14 protein-coding genes are annotated in these 13,952 nt (G+C 55.6%); 11 read left to right on the top strand and 3 right to left on the bottom strand.

Annotated features, from left to right (window positions below; all coding sequences use genetic code 11):
- Positions 1 to 3 precede the first annotated feature (3 nt).
- The 7 genes from AC2FJC_RS13240 to ypfJ all read left to right on the top strand — a co-directional run bounded on the left by AC2FJC_RS13240 (position 4) and on the right by ypfJ (position 6,927).
- Complete coding sequence (locus AC2FJC_RS13240; RefSeq protein ID WP_496739849.1) at positions 4 to 1,884, top strand: DUF3604 domain-containing protein; 1,881 nt, start codon at positions 4 to 6, stop codon at positions 1,882 to 1,884.
- 55 nt (positions 1,885 to 1,939) lie between these two features.
- The gene (locus tag AC2FJC_RS13235; RefSeq protein WP_496739848.1) at positions 1,940 to 2,941 is read left to right on the top strand and encodes a SphA family protein; all 1,002 of its coding nucleotides are present in this window, start codon (positions 1,940 to 1,942) and stop codon (positions 2,939 to 2,941) included.
- Positions 2,942 to 2,963: 22 nt separating this feature from the next.
- Positions 2,964 to 3,743 carry a hypothetical protein gene (locus AC2FJC_RS13230; protein ID WP_496737752.1) on the top strand — a complete coding sequence of 260 codons (780 nt, stop codon included), beginning with the start codon at positions 2,964 to 2,966 and terminating at the stop codon, positions 3,741 to 3,743.
- Positions 3,744 to 3,747: 4 nt separating this feature from the next.
- Complete coding sequence (locus tag AC2FJC_RS13225; RefSeq protein WP_496739847.1) at positions 3,748 to 4,677, top strand: peptidyl-prolyl cis-trans isomerase; 930 nt, start codon at positions 3,748 to 3,750, stop codon at positions 4,675 to 4,677.
- Positions 4,674 to 5,684: a HupE/UreJ family protein gene (locus tag AC2FJC_RS13220; protein WP_496739846.1), complete on the top strand. Its 1,011-nt coding sequence runs from the start codon at positions 4,674 to 4,676 to the stop codon at positions 5,682 to 5,684. The genes AC2FJC_RS13225 and AC2FJC_RS13220 overlap by 4 nt, the downstream gene beginning before the upstream one ends.
- A gap of 24 nt (positions 5,685 to 5,708) precedes the next feature.
- Entirely contained in the window at positions 5,709 to 5,894 is a 186-nt protein-coding gene (locus tag AC2FJC_RS13215) for a hypothetical protein (protein WP_496720983.1), read from the top strand.
- 187 nt (positions 5,895 to 6,081) lie between these two features.
- On the top strand, positions 6,082 to 6,927 hold the full coding sequence (gene ypfJ / locus AC2FJC_RS13210; RefSeq protein WP_496737750.1) for a KPN_02809 family neutral zinc metallopeptidase: 846 nt from the start codon (positions 6,082 to 6,084) through the stop codon (positions 6,925 to 6,927).
- A gap of 225 nt (positions 6,928 to 7,152) precedes the next feature.
- On the opposite strand, the gene AC2FJC_RS13205 is transcribed toward ypfJ, so the two are convergent.
- The gene (locus AC2FJC_RS13205) at positions 7,153 to 7,836 is read right to left on the bottom strand and encodes an AIM24 family protein (protein ID WP_496739845.1); all 684 of its coding nucleotides are present in this window, start codon (positions 7,834 to 7,836) and stop codon (positions 7,153 to 7,155) included.
- Between the two features lies 1 nt (position 7,837).
- Entirely contained in the window at positions 7,838 to 8,647 is an 810-nt protein-coding gene (locus tag AC2FJC_RS13200) for a bestrophin-like domain (RefSeq protein WP_496739844.1), read from the bottom strand.
- Positions 8,648 to 8,696: 49 nt separating this feature from the next.
- Between AC2FJC_RS13200 and AC2FJC_RS13195 the strand changes: the two genes are divergently transcribed.
- Positions 8,697 to 9,644 (top strand): TAXI family TRAP transporter solute-binding subunit, encoded by a 948-nt coding sequence (locus AC2FJC_RS13195; protein ID WP_496739843.1) that lies wholly within the window; start codon positions 8,697 to 8,699, stop codon positions 9,642 to 9,644.
- 19 nt (positions 9,645 to 9,663) lie between these two features.
- Here AC2FJC_RS13195 and AC2FJC_RS13190 read toward each other — a convergent pair whose 3' ends face one another.
- A complete protein-coding gene (locus AC2FJC_RS13190; RefSeq protein ID WP_496739842.1) occupies positions 9,664 to 10,056 on the bottom strand; it encodes a hypothetical protein in 393 nt (130 codons plus the stop codon).
- 742 nt (positions 10,057 to 10,798) lie between these two features.
- On the opposite strand from AC2FJC_RS13190, the gene AC2FJC_RS13185 reads away from it, so the two are divergent.
- The 3 genes from AC2FJC_RS13185 (at position 10,799) to AC2FJC_RS13175 (ending at position 13,937) form a co-directional block, all read left to right on the top strand.
- Positions 10,799 to 11,770, top strand: a complete 972-nt coding sequence (locus AC2FJC_RS13185) for an ABC transporter substrate-binding protein (RefSeq protein WP_058274113.1) — start codon at positions 10,799 to 10,801, stop codon at positions 11,768 to 11,770.
- A gap of 67 nt (positions 11,771 to 11,837) precedes the next feature.
- Entirely contained in the window at positions 11,838 to 12,866 is a 1,029-nt protein-coding gene (locus tag AC2FJC_RS13180) for an ABC transporter permease (protein WP_496739841.1), read from the top strand.
- A gap of 12 nt (positions 12,867 to 12,878) precedes the next feature.
- Positions 12,879 to 13,937, top strand: a complete 1,059-nt coding sequence (locus AC2FJC_RS13175; RefSeq protein WP_496739840.1) for a quaternary amine ABC transporter ATP-binding protein — start codon at positions 12,879 to 12,881, stop codon at positions 13,935 to 13,937.
- The last annotated feature ends 15 nt before the right edge of the window (positions 13,938 to 13,952 follow it).

The following is a 13,952-nucleotide window of genomic DNA, read 5'->3' as shown; positions in this document are numbered from 1 at the left end:
ACCATGTATTTGAAAGCACTAACTATATCTGCCATGGCGGTCTGCTCAGCAGCCTTCGCGCAGGATGCGCCGCCGTGGAATCCGGGCGACCGTGAGTATTCACCTTATCCTCAACAGGATTTTCCCAATCAGGTGCTGTTTGGCGATACCCATCTGCACACCTCCTACTCGCCGGATGCGGGCATGATCGGAAACAACCTGGGTCCCGCCGAGGCGTTCAAATTCGCCAAAGGAGAAGAGGTGGTTTCTTCGATGGGTGTACCTGTTCGTCTCGTGCGCCCGTTGGACTGGCTTGTGATTTCGGACCACGCTGAGGGGCTTGGCGTAGCACCGATGCTGAAACGAGACGACCCTGCTGTTCTGGATACCGAATTTGGTCGGACTTTGCATGGGTATGTCCAGGATGGATCTGCCGAGGCCGCCGGAGAAGCATGGAACCTTTGGGCCGGGTCCCGGTTCGAAGGCAAGAATCCATATTCGAACAACCCTGAATTTTCCCGAGGGCCTTGGGAAGAAACCATTGATGCGGCCGATGCCGCAAATGAGCCGGGACTTTTTTCTGCGATCATTGGGTTCGAATGGTCATCGACACCAAACGGCAACAATATGCACCGCGTGGTTGTCTACAGGGATGGCAAGGATGTCGCTAACAGCCGCGTTCCGCTTTCGTCAGACTCAGGAGTAAACCCCGAAGCTCTGTGGGACTGGATGGAGGCTCTGGAGGTGGAAACCGGTGGGCGGGTTTTGGCAATTCCGCACAACGGCAATCTTTCTAACGGGCTGATGTTCGATGACACCCGGTATGACTCGGATGAACCCATCGACAAAGCCTATGCCGAGCGTCGGGCGCGGTGGGAACCGTTGTACGAAGTAACCCAGATGAAGGGGGATGGCGAAGCGCATCCAATGCTTTCACCAGATGATCCATTTGCTGATTTTGAAACTTGGGATACGGCCAACTTTGGAGCTGATGCCAAAACGCCCGAGATGTTGCCGAATGAGTATGTACGTCCGGCGTTGCGACGCGGTTTGGCTTATGAAGCGCAGTTGGGTGCGAACCCATTCAAATTCGGCATGATTGGATCAACCGACGCACACACGTCACTGCCGACAACGCGCGAAGACAATTTTTTTGGCAAAGTGGCCCAGCTTGAGCCAACGGCTGACCCGGTCCGCTTTGAAGAGACCATCGCAGGAAGGCTGGGCGCTCCTGAAAACGCAATTAAGGCCTGGCAAACCTCAGCGTCTGGATTGGCCGCCGTATGGGCGCGCGAGAATACGCGCGAAGCCATATTTGATGCGATGCAGCGCAAAGAAGTCTATGCAACGTCCGGCACACGCATCCGTGTTCGTGTATTTGCGGGTTACGATTTTGAAGAATCTGACCTCCCTCGGTCAGACTTCGCGGCGCATGGCTACGCCAATGGCGTACCTATGGGGGGTGATCTGGGTAAGAGCGAAAGTCGCGCGCCGCGATTCCTTGTGCGGGCCTTGCGTGACCCGGACGGGGCCAATTTAGACCGCGTTCAGATCATCAAGGGTTGGCTGAACGCAGATGGGACCACATCCGAGAGAGTCTATGACGTTTCTTGCGGAGGCCGCGAAGTGATTGAAGGCAACTGCGACGGTCTGGTCGGCAATACCGTCAATCCCGGGGAGGCCACTTATACCAACGATATCGGTCAGGCCATATTGGGTGGCTTTTGGGAAGACCCGGATTTCGATCCAATGCAAAGTGCGTTCTACTATGTTCGGGTTCTGGAAATACCAACCCCGCGCTGGACGACCTATGACCGCAAGTTCTTTGGCGTCGAACTCCCGGAAGGTGCGCCCGAGTCAATTCAGGATCGGGCCTATACATCGCCCATCTGGTACACGCCGTGATCCGACAGAGCAAACAGCTCGGCAAACGCGTCAAGAAGTTAGAACGAGGTGACAAATGAAGATGTTTTTGCGCGAGATGTGCTCAGCGATGGGTGCTACGGCCATTGCTGCGCTTATAGTTCTGCCGGTAAAACCAGCGATTGCGGTTGAAGGAGGGTTGGGCGCCTATTTTCTGGGAACCAGAGATACGTTTGCCGGTTTCGTGCCCGAGCCAGGATCTTACACAAGCCTGACATTCGACCATCTGGACGGCAGCGTGGACGGCGTTTCGCTTGCAGGGCTTCCGATTGCAGCAGACGCAGACCTCGAGCTCAATCTTTGGCGACTGGGTGTAACTCAGGTTTTCGACGCGCAGCTATTTGGCGGGACCCCTGCCATAAACCTCACTGTTCCATTTCCTGTTGCTGAACTCACGTTCACAGCGATCCGCCCTCCTCTGCAGGGCGCTATGATCGACGACACGCTCTCCAGCTTCGGGGACATCAGCCTGACCGGTTTGGTGGGTTGGCACCGCGGTAATCTGCATTACAGTACGGGCCTGACCGTTTATGCCCCGACTGGCGAATACAATACCGCATCTATTAACATTCAGCAGCGCAGCGTCCAAGTATTGAATGCAGGCAAGAATGTCTGGTCTTTCCAGCCCTTCTTTGCCGCGACCTGGTTCGTTCCGGAACGTGGTTTTGAGGTTTCAGGCGCGGCCAGCCTGTTGTTCAGCGAAGAAAACGATGCGACCGATTATCAGACTGCTCCTGCATTTCAATTAGAAGGAGCCGTTGTGCAACGCTTCCGTTCGGGCTGGGGGGTTGGCCTTGCCGGGTACACTTACCATCAGCTTGAAGATGACAGTGGTGCAGGCGCCGAGCTCACCCGGATCGCCCTGGGGGCCAGCAGCCTGCGGGCTCAGGTCAGCGGTATTGGCCCGCTTGTCACCTATGATGGCGGAACTTTGCTGGGAGCCGACGCTTCCCTAAAGCTCAAATATACACATGAGTTTGCAGCAAAACGGCGGTTCGAAAGCGATATCCTGACGGCCGTGATCTCTCTGTCTTTCTGAAATTGAAATCGCGGTGTTAAACGTGTCAAAGAAAATTTACCTGTCGTGTTTGGTGGCTGCTCTTTTGGTCCCTTCAGGTGTTCAGGCGCAGGACAATTCGGAATCGCTGCAATCGGCTGCCAATGACCCGACTGCTTCGATCATGTCATTCCAGCTGCAGGGATTTCATTCGTTCAATCTGCACAACTCGCCCGAAGACAGCAGTTTGTTGCAATTTCGCGCCGCGATCCCGTTCACGCTGGGGCAAACCAACCACATTGCGCGGCTTACGCTGCCTTATGTGACGGACAGTGCCACCGGGCAGTCGGGACTGAGTGACACCACACTGTTTGACCTTGTGACGTTTGATCGACAATGGGGTCGTTTCGGTGTAGGTGCCATAGCCCTGTTACCAACAGGTGAGGACGGGCTGAGCGCGGAGAAATGGGCATTGGGTCCAGCGGCCGGTTTTGCAAAGCAGGAAAAGTGGGGGCTTTGGGGCCTATTCAACCAGAACTTGTTCACGGTCGCCGGGGATGACAACCGGCCTGATGTCAACTTGTCTACGGTCCAGCCTGTCTTCAACTACAACCTCGGCAATGGCTGGTCCGCCGGAACATCAGAGATGGTTTTTGTCTACGACTGGGAGGCCAGCGCTTTCAGCAGCCTGCCTCTGGGGGTCAAGGTGTCCAAGTTGGTCCGCGGCAACGGATTACCGTGGCAGTGGTCCTTGTCCTACGAGCACAACTTTTACGATGACGTGGTTTCGGCGGCCGACACGGTGAGCTTTACGCTGAAACTGTTGGTGCCCAAGGGCGGTTAAGGAAATGGGCGAAGAGCTGATGAATGTGAGCTGGCGAACGACAGATCCTCCACAAATGATGGAATCTTCGACAAGAAAAAAGAGCCTGTTCCGCCGGATTATCACGGAACCTTTTGTCCTTTTTTCGCTTCTCAGCATAGCGATCTTTAGCTGGTTCAAACTTGTCCAACCAGACGAGTGGTCCATTGATCCTGACGCGCGGGTTATCATCATTGATCAAAGGCAGGTCGATGTTCTGGCTGGTCAGTTCGAAGACACGTGGCGGCGCCCTCCGACAGCTGACGAGTTGGGAAAGCTGAAAGAGGATTGGCTGAACCGCGAAGTGCTGGTGCGCGAAGCGTTAGCGCTGGGGTTGGATGGAAATGATGAGATCATTCGCAACCGCCTAGTACAGAAGATGAACTTTCTTCTGACCTCGGAGGCAGGCGCGGCCCGGCCTGAAGATGAGGTGCTGCAAACTTACCTGTCCGACAATGCCGAGACATTCACGACCCCCGCGCAGCTTGCAGTCAGCCTTGTTTATCTCGGGCAATACCCCAGCGACAGGTTTATCGACCAGACGCAGGCGCGTTTGGCTGCAGGGGAAGATCACCGCCAGTTGGGTCAGGCGTCATTGCTTCCGACAGGATTTGATCTGAGCATCCGAGCTTCGGTTGATGGAAACTTCGGAACGGGTTTCTTCGACCAGTTGCACCCCCTGCCACTGAGTGAATGGAGCGGTCCTGTTCAGTCTTCCTTCGGGCTTCACATGGTTCGGCTCGACAACAGGTGGGACGCCGTCTTGCCGCCGTTTGGCGCGATCCGAGATCGCGTTTTGGCTGCTTGGCGCGAAAAGCACGCTGAACGGGCGACAGAGACTTTTTTAGAAAATCTGCGATCCACCTATGTGATCCAAGACCTCGGAGAAGCTGACCTGTCTGCGGGAGAGTCATGAAGCGTCTTCTGCTCTTGATTGCGATGATGGCGGGGCTGCTGGTGCCCGCCTTTGTGCAAGCCCATGCATTGGAGCCCGGCTATCTGGAAATCTCGCAGGAGACCGAAAGCGATTGGTACGTCTTCTGGCGCATGCCCGATGTTCGGGGGGCACCGATGGATATCGACGTCGCGCTGCCCCAGAGCTGCTCATCGCCCGCATTCGACGCTCCGGTCTTTGACGGCCGCGCCTGGACGCAGGTCTGGCGCATGGCCTGCGCCGAAGACCTGCGCGGCAATACGATCCGGATTGACAGGCTGGAGACGCAAAGAACGGATGTTTTGGTGCGGGTGGGTTATCTGGACACGGTGAGCATGGCTACCTTCCGCCTGACGCCAGATGCGCCCGCCGTCGCGCTGCCCGCGCAGCAAGGGTTGGCTCAGACGCTGTGGCAATACGGCGTGTTGGGGTTTGAACATATCCTCGAAGGCTGGGATCATCTGCTGTTTGTCTTTGCTCTGCTGGTGCTGATCCGCAATCTGCGCCAGCTGATCTGGGCCGTGACCGCATTTACCGTCGCGCATTCGATCACGCTGGGCTTGGCCACTTTTGGCGTGTTGAACGTACCGGGCCCGCCCGTTGAGGCTATAATCGCGCTGTCGATCGTCTTTCTCGCGACCGAAGTGCTGCGGTCGGAGGACAAACCAAAGACGCTGGCCAGCCGTTTCCCCTGGGTGATTTCCTTTGGGTTCGGCCTGCTGCACGGCCTGGGATTTGCTGGAGCGCTGGCCGAGATTGGTCTGCCTGAACAGGACATCCCAGCGGCTTTACTGGCCTTCAACCTCGGCGTTGAGGCAGGGCAACTGGCCTTCATCTTTGCGGTATTGGGCGTGTTCCTGACACTGAAAAAAACACTGCAAATTGTCTGGGGGTGGTCGGTAGCACAAGTGCCGTCGCGCCAATTCCTCGGATATCCCATCGGATGTGTTGCCGCGTTCTGGTTGGCCGAGCGGCTGGCCGGATTTTGAACAAAAAAGGAAGGAGAAGGGACAATGATGAAAGCACTTGGAGGCATGACGCTGCTCGCCGTGGTCGCGCTTGCTGGCTGTGACGTGGTGGACCCGGATTGCACACCGGAAAAGGCCGCGAAACGTCAGGTCCAACAGGCGACTATCGGCGTCAGCAACCGGTGTACACCGGCTGAGACTGCACGCGATACAGCAGGGATCGACGGTTGAAGAATTCGGAAGCGCCAAAGTCCTGAGCGCAATTTGAGTGGTGGCGAAGTGACACCCGATATCGTCCATTAGGATCGGCGGTCACTGCTTCAGACTTTGGAACTCCGGATCGGTTCCCCGTTCAAACCTCGTAGATCGGGGAGCCGTCAGAAGTTAGTTTTAAACTCCCGAATGGGTTGGCGGCCACATGCGCTGGAAAGGACGACGCACAAGCAAAAACATCGACGACCGACGCCACACATCACGTGGGGCGTCTCGTGCCGGTATGGGCGGCGCCGGATTGATTGTGGTCCTGGTGATCGGCCTGTTTTTTGGTGTAGATATCACGCCGTTTCTGAGTGGCGGGGGTCAGGTTGCTCCTCCGCAAGCAAATGCGCCTGTTCAGATTAACGATGAAACAGAGGAGTTTGTGGCCGTCGTCCTTGCAGACACCGAAGTTATATGGGGTGAAATATTCAGAGACTCGGGCATTCAATACACACCGCCGGTGTTGGTCCTGTTTGCAGACCGCACCCATTCAGCCTGCGGGCGGGCCATGTCCGCGACCGGCCCGTTCTATTGCCCGGTTGATCAGCGCGTTTATCTGGATACGTCCTTCTTTCAGGTCATGGAGCAACGACTGGGCGCGCGCGGTGATTTTGCCAAAGCCTATGTCATTGCCCATGAGGTGGCCCATCATGTGCAACACAGCCTGGGGATTTTAGATCAGGTGAACCGAGCCAAACGACAGTCCAGCCAAGCGGATGCGAATGCCCTGTCTGTTCGTGCCGAACTTCAGGCGGATTGCTATTCCGGTGTCTGGGCAGGGGCCATGGATCAACGCTTTGGGGTGCTGGAACCCGGTGACATCGAAGAAGCGCTCAACACGGCTGCTGCCATCGGGGATGACGCACTGCAACGCGCTCAACAAGGCGTGGTGGTCCCAGACAGCTTTACCCACGGCACCAGCGAACAGAGGCAAAACTGGTTCTACAGGGGCTACAAATCCGGAAACCCCAATAGCTGCGACACCTTCGCGGCAAGACAACTCTGACCTTCAAAGGAAACGAATGAAATCCAGACTGATAGCAGCTGTCTGCACGACATTGGCGCCTGCATTGGGATCAGTTGCAGCGCTGTCTATTTCCGGCGCGCTGGAAAGGACAACCTGATCGCACGCGGTTGGATCGTGGAAGAGACGGGTCCTATCACCGCGGATGGCTTCCCGCTGCGATGATCAAGGCAACAAGGTTTGAGTCCTGCCAAAAGCGCCCTTGGGTTATTCAAACAAAGACCCCCGGATATGGTCCCCACCACTCATCTGATTGTGGAGGTACTCGTTCCAGTAAGGCGTCCATGACACCAACGCCTTTCCGGTTCCTTCAAACAACCGCAGCCGGGTTTGGCCGGAAATCAGGTTCCGGGGAAACCGCGCCGACCGGACAGACCGAAACCGCAGCCCTGATGTGCGGCCCAGAACGAGGCGACCCTGCACCTTGAGTTCTCCATCTGTTACCGAAATCTCCTCCACCGGACCCGGCGCGTTGATCGCTACTTTGCCGGCACCGCGCAATGTTGTTTTCCAGGCGATCAGGCCATCACCGGCCCACCAACTGGCCAGCATCGGGTCGCGATGCAGGCCAAGCTTTACCGATCCTTCACTCGCCCAGTACTCGCCGGGTTCCAGAATCCATTTCTCGTCAGGATGAACGTCGAACACGTGAAACCCGGCAAGCGATGGCTGCAAATGGATCGTTCCGGTCCCGCTGTAATATGGCCTGATCCGGGATTCACGGGCGAAGATGTTGCGAAAGATATCGCCCACCCCGGGCAATCTGGGTGTAAAGGATATGTCACCGCGAAAGTTTGACAACGCGCCCCGGGCGGCCTGAACCGTCTCCTCATCCAGATGCATGCGCAACTGGCGCATCCCCTCAACATTTGTAACGTCGAATTTGGCCATATCAGAACCTTTCGCCCGGGGGTTCATCCCAGACCATCAGGCGACTCCAGAGAAGCTTGAAGGGTTCAGGTTGCAGCGCAGCGCCACCGCGTAAGGGTCGATCAAGCGTCACGATTACGAACAGGATAACACCCAGAAAAACCGCCGTGATGCTACCCAAGACAAGGTGCTGTCGGATCCTGATCCGAAACATGGTCATCAACAGGATGCTGATCCCGGCGCCAACCAGCACAGCTTGCCAAAGCACGTCGGGAATGGCGGTTCCAACACCAGCCAGTCTCAACTGCCGTGCATCGGAAAAATCCTGAAAGGATGACACAACTTCGGTGTGAACGATTTGCTCAGCCCCGGTTTCGGGGGAATACTCGGCCAGCTTTCGGCGAATGGCTTCTGCGCGATTGTATCCACCGTTCAGAATCTCACCCTCTTGGTGGGCCGGCCACTCGCTATGGATGGTGTAGAGGACATAGTCCCGCATGATCAGCTTCACTTCGCTGCGGTAGGGTTCGGCATAGACGTTCAGCTGCGCATAAAGCGATCCGAGGGATGTTGCCTCAAGCAGAATGCTTTCTTTGGTACGTTCGGAATTCTGGTAAGCTGCGACCGTCAATAGACCCAGCAAAAGGCCGTAAAACAAGCTGAATCCGGACGTCACATAGTTTATTGATGAGTTGAAATCGGGCCCCGTTCCGAGAAGAATACGAAGAATGGGTTTGACGATAAACAACCCGACTACAACCGCAGCAAGAGCGATCAAAACAAACCATATAGCCAAGCTTTGGGTCGGGATGTCATAAATGAAATCAGGCATATCTCTGCCACTTGTTAATACCTTAGAAATAGTACGATTGGTTGGAACAATGACAAAACGATTATTCGGCGTTTTCCTTGGTATTTCCCTTTTTTTTCCGGGATTTTTGACCGCTCAGGAGGTCAAGGTCTTCAGCATTGGATCAGGGAATGTTGCGGGCAATTATTTCCCTGTTGCCAGTGCGATCTGCGATGCCTTCAACGCGCGCGACGACTCGTTGCGAAGATGCAGTCCAGAGCCTACTCCGGGCAGCGTTTACAACCTGAAATTGATGCAATCTGGTGAGCTGGATTTTGCGATCGCACAGTCCGACTGGCAGCAGGCTGCGTTCGAAGGCACGACCCTTTTCGCAAAATATGGCGCAATGGACGACCTACGCGTCGTCACCCCCTTGTTCAAAGAGGCGGTAACGATCCTGGCAGCCCCAAACTCAGGTATCCGAACAATTCGTGATTTGCGCGATAAGGCTGTGGACATCGGGCGGTCTGCGTCCGGCAGGAACGCGTCTATTCGAAGTTTCCTTGACCAAATGGGGCTCGGGCTGGATTTGTTTGGCACGACCTACGAACTGGAGCCGTCCAATGCACTGCAAGAGCTTTGCGAGGGGCGCATTGATGCGAGTATCTTTGTGATGGGGCACCCCAACCAACTGATCCAACAGGCATTAGACAGGTGTGAGGCGACAATAGTATCTGTCGCGGGCCCCAGCATTACAGAGTTCCTCAATCAAAACCCGGTATACCAAGCGGCCGAGATTGACATGGAACCTTATGGACAACCGGGTCGACAGATCACTACGATTTCCGTCGTCGCCGCTCTTGTGGCACGCGATGGGGTTGAAATCAGCCTTGTCGCCGATCTGGCGGATGCGATCGAAGATGCACATCAGAAACTGACCGCTGATCTTCCTGTATTGGACGTAGCCATTTTAAAAAATCCAGAGGTTCTGAACATGCCTGTACCTGATCATCCGGGGGTTTCTTTGGTTCAGAACTAAGTTATTGGAGTCGCAGCATTTAAGCTTCGGCACCCGGTACTGCGGCGAGTACAATTAACAAGTATGAGGCACCTGTATTTTTATGAGCAAATCGAAATGTTTCGGATGCCTGACGACTGCGATCATGGCGGTCATCTGCGCATTTTCGGTGCCGAGCGCGAATGCAGGCAATGACGAGGAAAAACTGGTGTTTGAGATTGCCGCCGATAGAGTGCCGTGCGTCGGAGTTGCGCCCATGCGGTGTCTGGTGATCAATGGCGATTTTTTCTATGAGAGCATAGTCGGATACAGACATATCGATGGACAGGCCGCGAAAATTTGCGTTTTGCGCACCAAGAGACCCGAGCCAATACCCGCCGATCTCGGAGCGTTCGTATTCACGCGCGTACCCTGCGAAGACTGAAGCGCCCATGGTAGCATTGGTCCTTCGCATCGCAACCAGTCGTGATCGATGGGCTGTACCACTTTCGGAAGTTCAGTTTGGCCATGAACGGTTCCAAGCTAACAACCATCCCAAAACTTGACGCTGCAATTGCCACCCGAAGACGGGTAGCTCGCTGCGCTTCCAAAATCTCGCACCGCGAGAGCGAGGGTTTTCTGCCTCAGCAATAGTGGCAAGAGACAAAGGCGGCTTCGTACCGAACTCCTGACCCTCAACTGCTTTGAGTTTCGCGTTTGCGGCGAATGGCGGCAATGCGGGCTGCGGCTGCAGCATCCTTTGACCAGGTTCAAGGTCGGCTCTGGGCCGTCCCTACCTGTGGGGCAAAGGCACCAGACGGCAAGATGCTGCGGATGCTCCGACGGCGGCTGCGAGCCCAATCTACCGATGCTGCAGCTAGTTCGAATGGGCGTGATGAGCACAGAACGGACGTCCCCGGGTTTGATCACTCCTCCTGCCGACTCCTGAGAAGAGGCAATAATACACACGCATAAGCCACCTATGGATTTACATCTAAGAAGCTTTCGTTGGAACGGAGGTCACTAAATTCGAGCCTGGCTTCAATTCTCCACCTGTAAACAATTGTACATGATCCAAAATTCTTTTCAGTTTTTTGCCATTAGGCCTGTCGGTACAAATCATCACTACAAACAAGGCGAATTTTGGCTTGGAGCGTTTCTCTGCCCCTGTTTCGCCGATGACAAGGAGGAAAGAAATGTTCAAGATTTCAGCGGGTCTCGGGTGCGTATTTGCTGCGGCAATCACCGCTTCGGCGGCCCAGGCAAACGAATGCGGTGAAGTATCACTGATGCAGGCCGATTGGGGGTCAGCGCAAATTGTGACCGCGGTCTCGAAGTTTCTGATGGAGCAAGGCTATGGTTGCGAAGTGACCACGGTTCCGCTCTCGAGCAACCCTGCGCTGGCATCCGTTTCCGAGACAGGAGAGCCCGATATTCTGACTGAAATCTGGACAAACGGCGCGCCGGCTTACCAAGGGCTGGTTGACTCAGGTGCAATCATTCCTGTGACCGAAGTTCTGTCAGATGGCGGTGTCGAAGGGTTCTTTGTTCCGAACTACCTTGTGGAGGAGCATCCGGAACTGGCAACAATTGAAGGCATCGCAGCCAACCCCGAACTCGTCGGAAATCGCTTTCACAACTGCCCCGAGGGATGGACCTGTCTAAATGTCAGCACCAACCTGATGAAGGCAGGCGGGCTGATTGATGCAGGCATTGAAAACTTCGTGCATGGATCAGGCGAAACCCTTGCGGCTTCGATCGCTGCCGCCTACGAAAACAAAGAGCCATGGTTCGGCTTTTATTGGGCACCGACATCGGTACTGGGCAAATACCCGATGACCCTGGTCGATATGGGCCCCCATGACCCTGAAAAGCACGCCTGCAACATCACAGCGGAATGCGCGACGCCAGAAATGAGCGCCTTCCCCCGCAGTGAAGTCGTTACAGTTCTGTCGAAAGAATTCATGGCCGAAAACGCAGCAGTGTCTGACCTGATGACAAATCTGTCCTTCACCAACGCACAGATGGGCGAAACGCTGGCATGGGTCGAGGACAACAATGCCTCCTACGATGAAGGTGCGGTGCACTTTCTGACGACCTACAAGGATGTCTGGGGAGCGTGGCTTAACGATGCTGCGCGCGACAAACTTTCCGCATTGCTGCAGTAAACTGCATGGACAGGGGCATCCTCAGCGATGCCCCTAACGCACTGAAGTAGATCGGAAAGTGGGATAAATGGCCTTCTATGACAAGTTGTTCAGCGCATTGGGTTTGAGCGAATGGTGTGGCACGTCAGATGACAAAGCGCCTCTTTCGCTGGCGGACCTTGCGGCGCAAGCAGGAGGAGAAGAGGCCTCTGGGCCGCTCATTCCAATTCCCTCATTTGATAATCTGCACGAAAGCTGCAACCGCATATGGCAGTCGCGCGATGTAACCAACGGGATCGAAGAAGGGTTTCTGGCAGCCAAACCGGTCCTGAAAACCGTTCTGGACCCGATCACACAGCCATTGAGCTGGATATTGGATGGCGCACTTTGGCTGTTTGAAGCGACGCCATGGTTCATCATGGTCCCGCTTCTGGTGGCGATTTCCTGGTACGCGTCACGTTCGCGCCCTGTGACGATCTTCGTGGCCGCCTCGATTATGATGCTGGCCCTCGTAGACCACTACGATGTGGCGATGCAAACCCTGTCGATCGTCTTTGTGTGTACGACGATTTCGGTGCTGTTCGGTGTGCCCATTGGAATTGCCATGTCGAAATCCGACCAACTGCAAAAAGGCGTCGTTCCGTTGCTCGACCTGCTGCAGACCCTGCCGACATTCGTGTACCTGATCCCTCTGATTTTCTTGTTCTCGGTCACGGAATCCAAACTGTACGGGATTGCGATCATCCTTTACGCGATTGTCCCGGTGATCCGCCTGACCGATCTGGGCATCCGGCTTGTCGACAGGGATGTGATCGAAGCGGCCAATGCCTTTGGCATGAATGACCGCCAGAAACTGATGCGAGTACAATTGCCGCTGGCGTTGCCGAACATCATGGCCGGGATCAACCAGACCATCATGATGAGCCTTGCCATGGTCGTGATCGCCTCTCTTGTTTCGGCCCCTGGCCTTGGCGTGAACGTGTTGCGCGGTATCCGAAACCTTGAACTGGGTGTGGGCATCGTTGCGGGTATCGGCATTGTTCTGCTGGCCGTGATCCTTGACCGCGTGTCAAAGGCAGCTCTCACACGGGTCGATAAGACCCAAGTCAAACATTAAGGAGCCGGTTCAATGACACAGCCAATGGTCCGCCTGTCCGGGCTCTATAAAATCTTTGGCGCCCGCGACAAGGACGTGTTGCACCATGTCCAGGATGGCATGGGCAAGGAAGAATTGCTGGCGCAGCACGGGCACGTGTTGGGGCTCAACAACATCAACATCGATATGCAGGCGGGGGAAATCACAGTGGTCATGGGCCTGTCCGGCTCTGGGAAATCTACTCTGATCCGCCACTTGAACCGTTTGATCGAACCCACTGCGGGCGAGATCATCGTGCAGGGTGAGGACGTGATGCAACTGTCCGAGGACGGGTTGCGCCATGCTCGACAGGAAAAGATGTCGATGGTGTTCCAGAAGTTCGCGCTTTTGCCGCACAAAACCGTGCTGAAGAACGCAGGCATGCCGCTCTCGGTGCGCGGCGAGGACGAGACGACTTGCGACCGTGAAGCCGCAAAATGGCTGGAACGCGTGGGTCTTAGCGGGTTCGAGAACCATTATCCAGCGCAATTGTCCGGTGGGATGCAACAGCGTGTGGGCATTGCCCGGGCGCTGACCGCGAACACACCGATCATGCTGATGGACGAGGCTTTCTCGGCTCTTGACCCACTGATCCGAACAGACATGCAGGATCTGCTGCTCGAGCTGCAAAAAGAGCTGCACAAGACCATCATCTTCATCACTCACGATCTAGATGAGGCGTTGAAGCTGGCCGATCACCTTGTGATCCTTAAAGACGGCTTTGTCGTGCAGCAGGGCGAGCCGCAGCATATTCTGTTGAACCCCAACGATCCTTACATCGAAGACTTCGTGAGCGACATCAACCGAGCACGGGTTCTGCGGGTCCGCTCGATTATGACCCCGCTTGTCGGTGGCCAAGTGCCAGAAGATGCCCATGGCGAAGTGGACGTGAACGACACGCTCGAAAGCATGATCGCGCGGTCCGGCGGGGATACGTCACACGCCTATGTTGTCAAGGATGGGGAGAAGACAGTCGGCTCACTGGATATGACTGAACTGGTTCGCGCACTCGTCCCTCGCGTCGCATCCGAAGCAGGCGCACGTCAGTCCTGACGCGCGCTGACGACA

This window comes from Ruegeria sp. CDSB117, from assembly GCF_059611005.1.
This window is presented reverse-complemented; position numbering and strand designations above follow the sequence as displayed.

What these genes read in the sequence shown, in the direction of transcription:
- AC2FJC_RS13215 (WP_496720983.1), top strand. Translation starts at nt 5,709, where the DNA reads ATGATGAAAGCACTTGGAGGCATGACGCTGCTCGCCGTGGTCGCGCTT.
- AC2FJC_RS13205 (WP_496739845.1), bottom strand. Translation starts at nt 7,836, where the DNA reads ATGGCCAAATTCGACGTTACAAATGTTGAGGGGATGCGCCAGTTGCGC.
- AC2FJC_RS13240 (WP_496739849.1), top strand. Translation starts at nt 4, where the DNA reads ATGTATTTGAAAGCACTAACTATATCTGCCATGGCGGTCTGCTCAGCA.
- AC2FJC_RS13220 (WP_496739846.1), top strand. Translation starts at nt 4,674, where the DNA reads ATGAAGCGTCTTCTGCTCTTGATTGCGATGATGGCGGGGCTGCTGGTG.
- AC2FJC_RS13225 (WP_496739847.1), top strand. Translation starts at nt 3,748, where the DNA reads ATGGGCGAAGAGCTGATGAATGTGAGCTGGCGAACGACAGATCCTCCA.
- AC2FJC_RS13195 (WP_496739843.1), top strand. Translation starts at nt 8,697, where the DNA reads ATGACAAAACGATTATTCGGCGTTTTCCTTGGTATTTCCCTTTTTTTT.
- AC2FJC_RS13200 (WP_496739844.1), bottom strand. Translation starts at nt 8,647, where the DNA reads ATGCCTGATTTCATTTATGACATCCCGACCCAAAGCTTGGCTATATGG.
- AC2FJC_RS13180 (WP_496739841.1), top strand. Translation starts at nt 11,838, where the DNA reads ATGGCCTTCTATGACAAGTTGTTCAGCGCATTGGGTTTGAGCGAATGG.
- AC2FJC_RS13175 (WP_496739840.1), top strand. Translation starts at nt 12,879, where the DNA reads ATGACACAGCCAATGGTCCGCCTGTCCGGGCTCTATAAAATCTTTGGC.
- AC2FJC_RS13190 (WP_496739842.1), bottom strand. Translation starts at nt 10,056, where the DNA reads ATGGGCGCTTCAGTCTTCGCAGGGTACGCGCGTGAATACGAACGCTCC.
- AC2FJC_RS13235 (WP_496739848.1), top strand. Translation starts at nt 1,940, where the DNA reads ATGAAGATGTTTTTGCGCGAGATGTGCTCAGCGATGGGTGCTACGGCC.
- ypfJ (WP_496737750.1), top strand. Translation starts at nt 6,082, where the DNA reads ATGCGCTGGAAAGGACGACGCACAAGCAAAAACATCGACGACCGACGC.
- AC2FJC_RS13185 (WP_058274113.1), top strand. Translation starts at nt 10,799, where the DNA reads ATGTTCAAGATTTCAGCGGGTCTCGGGTGCGTATTTGCTGCGGCAATC.